Genomic DNA, 3,110 nt, shown 5'->3' on the forward strand with positions numbered 1-3,110 from the left:
GGCCGGCCCTCGCGGTCAGCCGGTCGGAGCCGATCGGGCGAACTCGACCACCGAATCGAGGTCGTAGCTGCCGGCGGTGGTCCCGAGCCCCCGGGCCACCTGGGCCGCGACCGCGCAGCCGAGGACGGCGGAGCCCTGCAGGTCGCGACCGAGATGACGCCCCACCAGGAATCCGGCGGAGAACGAGTCCCCGCAGCCGGTGGTGTCGACGACGTCGATCGCGAAGGCGGGTACCGCGATGGTCTCGTCCGGTGTCACGACGAGCGCGCCGTCGGCGCCCGCGGTGAGGGCCACGCACGCGACCCCGCGCTCGATCAGCATGCGCGCGCCCTCTGCCAGCGTGTCGGCGCCGGTGAAGCCGCGGACCTGGTCGTCGTTGGGCAGCAGGTAGTCCACGTGCGGTAGCGCGTCCGCGATCCACTCGAGCATTCCGGGGTCGCCGTCGGCCAGGATGTCGACCGACGTGGTGATCCCCTTCTCACGGGCACGGGCGAGCAGCTCGTCGGCCGCCGGGCCGCCCAGGAACTCCGGCCCACCCAGGTGCAGATGCGTGAGCCCCTCGAGCGCGTCGTCGGCGATGTCGTCCAGGGTGAACACGCCGTTCGCGCCGATGCAGTGCCACGCCGGCCGGTCCCCGTTGGGGCGCACGGGGATCACCGAGGCGGACGTCTGTGCGTCCGCCTTGGTCACCAGGCGGCCGGTGTCGACCCCCTCCCCGCTCAACAGGGTCGTCAGGGTGCGCCCGATCGAATCGGCGCCGACCGCACCGATGCTGCGGACCCCGGCCCCGAGGCGGCTGAGCACCACCGCGGTGCCCCCCGCGGTCCCGGCCGGTGAGAAGGCGATGGTGTCCACGAGGGCCCCGGCGGAGCCCTCCGGGATGGACTCGATCCCGATCGCGTGGACGTCGAGGACGTGCACTCCGACCGTCGCGATCGTCATGGATGAGATGTCGGTCATTGCGGGCTCTCCTTGGTGGTTCCGTACTCGAGGGTGATCGCCTGGACGACCGCGTCGTGTTGCTGCGCCTCGGTGAGGGGTCGTGGTGTGCCCACCCCACTCGCGCGGACGTGCAGGGCCGCCAGCCACTCCAGCAACAGCGCGTTGTCGAGGGCCTTGTCGAGGGAGGATCCCACCGTCACCGAGCCGTGGTTGGCCATCAGGACCGCCTGCCGGTCGCGCAGGCCGTCCACGACGAGGTCGGCGAGCTCGGGGGTTCCGAAGGTCGCGTAGGGCGCCACCCGGATCTCCCCGCCCAGCAGCAACTGCTGGTAGTGCAGCACGGGCAGCACGTCCATCCCGGTCACGCAGGAGACGGCGGTGGAGAACGGGGCGTGGGTGTGGACGACGGCCCCCGCCTGAGTACCTGAGTAGATCCCCAGATGCAGCCCGAGCTCGGAGGTCGGCGCCAGTCGGCCGTCCACGTGCTCGCCCGTCGCGCCGACCACGGTGACGTCCTCGGCACGGCAGTCGGCCAGGACCACCCCGGTGCCGGTCACGGCGATCCGCCCGTCGTCCACCCGGGCCGAGACGTTTCCGGCGGTGCCGATGAGCAGTCCCTCGGCCGCCAGTCGCCTGGCGGTGGCGGCGACGTGCTCGCGGGCCCGCGACGACTGCCCACGGGATCCCGACGACTCCGTCGTCACAGCCCACCAGCCTGATCGATGCCGCGTTCGGCGTGCACGACGCTCTCGAGCGTCGTCATGGACCGGCGGAACTGGCCGGTGAGCGACTTCTCGAGAACCGGCGCGACGAGGCGGCCGAGGGGGCCGAGCCCGACCCGGCAGTCGACCCGGTACGTCATCAGGGTGGCCTCGGCGCCCAGCGGCTCGAAGCGGAAGGTGTTGACCATGTCGTGCAGTGGCGCGAACCCGGTCCCGGAGTCGACCCTGAGGGACCGCGGCTCGACCTTCCCCACCGTCCACACGGACCGCGTCGTGAGCGGCCCGATCGTCCGGTTCCGCTCGGAATAGGTCTCGCCCACGGTCGCCGCACCGTGGTGGGCGGTGACCTCCAGGGCCCCGTCGACCCACTCGGCGTACCGGGAGGTGTCGTCGATCACGGCCCAGATGTCCTCGACCGGGGCTGCGAGTCGCTGCTGTACGGAAACGGTCAGACGTGTCACGGATGTCCTCCTGAGTGTGCGATCACGGCGCGGGCGGCGGCCTCCCCGGAGCGGACCGCGCCGTCCATGTAGCCGTTCCAGTAGTCGGAGTGTTCGGCACCGGCCCAGTGCACTCGGCCGAGCGGCCGGTCGCGCCACTGACCGAGCGTGGTCAGGACGCCGGGGCCGAGGACAGCGGTCGGGCCACCCCGGGTACAGCGTTCCGCGGTCCAGTCCTTCTCGAAGTATCCGACAGGCGCCAGCGCCGCGGGCCCGACCACCCGGGCGAAACTCTGCAGGACCGCCCCGCCGCGCTCCCGGGCCGGACGGGGCGCCCACTTCCGCCACCCCGCTCCCCCCACGAACCCCATGAGGATCCCGGGTGAGCCGCTCGGCGGGGTGTTGTCGAACATCGAGCACACCGGGGTACCGCCCCCGCGGAAGACGCCCTGGCCGGAGAGTCCGTCCTCCCGCCAGAACGGGCGCTCGTAGATCGCCTCACACTTCATGAGGGTGCCGAAGGCCATCCTGCGGAACAGGGCGTCCTGGTGGGCGGGCAGCGACGGGCTCCACTCGATCTCGGCGGCCAGGTGGGGTGGCGCGGTCACGATCACCTCCTCGCCGTCGAAGGACCCCGCGTCGGTGGTGACGGTGACCCCCGTGGCACGGTGTTCGATCCGCCGGACGGGGGCGCCGAGGGTGACGGAGTCGCCCAGTTCCTCGGCCATGCGTTGCGAGATCACCTGCGAACCGCCCACGACCCGGGACTCCTGGGCCCCGCCGGCCACGCCGATCATCCGGTCCAGTGAGCCCGGGTGGATCTCGTCACCCGCGCCCGCGACATACGCCAGGCCGTACAGCGCCGAGGCCTCGGACGCCGCGGCCCCGAACGCCGAACCGAGGAGGGTGTCGATCAACTCGACCCCGCCGGCGCCGATCGCGCCGCGCCGCAGCCAGGTGGCGAGACTCTGCGCGTCCAACCGGCCCGCGTCGGGATGCTCCCACG

General features: G+C 72.4%; 4 protein-coding genes. All 4 read right to left on the reverse strand.

Annotated features, from left to right (window positions below):
* Window positions 1-15: 15 nt before the first annotated feature.
* On the reverse strand, window positions 16-960 hold the full coding sequence (locus G6020_RS10305; protein WP_182610556.1) for a sugar kinase: 945 nt from the start codon (window positions 958-960) through the stop codon (window positions 16-18).
* A complete protein-coding gene (locus tag G6020_RS10310) occupies window positions 957-1,646 on the reverse strand; it encodes a class II aldolase/adducin family protein (protein ID WP_182610557.1) in 690 nt (229 codons plus the stop codon). The genes G6020_RS10305 and G6020_RS10310 overlap by 4 nt, the downstream gene beginning before the upstream one ends.
* On the reverse strand, window positions 1,643-2,125 hold the full coding sequence (locus G6020_RS10315) for an SRPBCC family protein (RefSeq protein WP_182610558.1): 483 nt from the start codon (window positions 2,123-2,125) through the stop codon (window positions 1,643-1,645). Before G6020_RS10315 ends, G6020_RS10310 begins: the two co-directional genes overlap by 4 nt.
* On the reverse strand, window positions 2,122-3,110 hold a 989-nt coding region (locus G6020_RS10320), incomplete at its 5' end, for an FAD-dependent oxidoreductase (RefSeq protein WP_182610559.1). The genes G6020_RS10315 and G6020_RS10320, both read right to left, overlap by 4 nt.

It is taken from the genome of Dietzia sp. B19, from assembly GCF_014145155.1.
In the GTDB taxonomy this organism is placed as follows: domain Bacteria; phylum Actinomycetota; class Actinomycetes; order Mycobacteriales; family Mycobacteriaceae; genus Dietzia; species Dietzia natronolimnaea.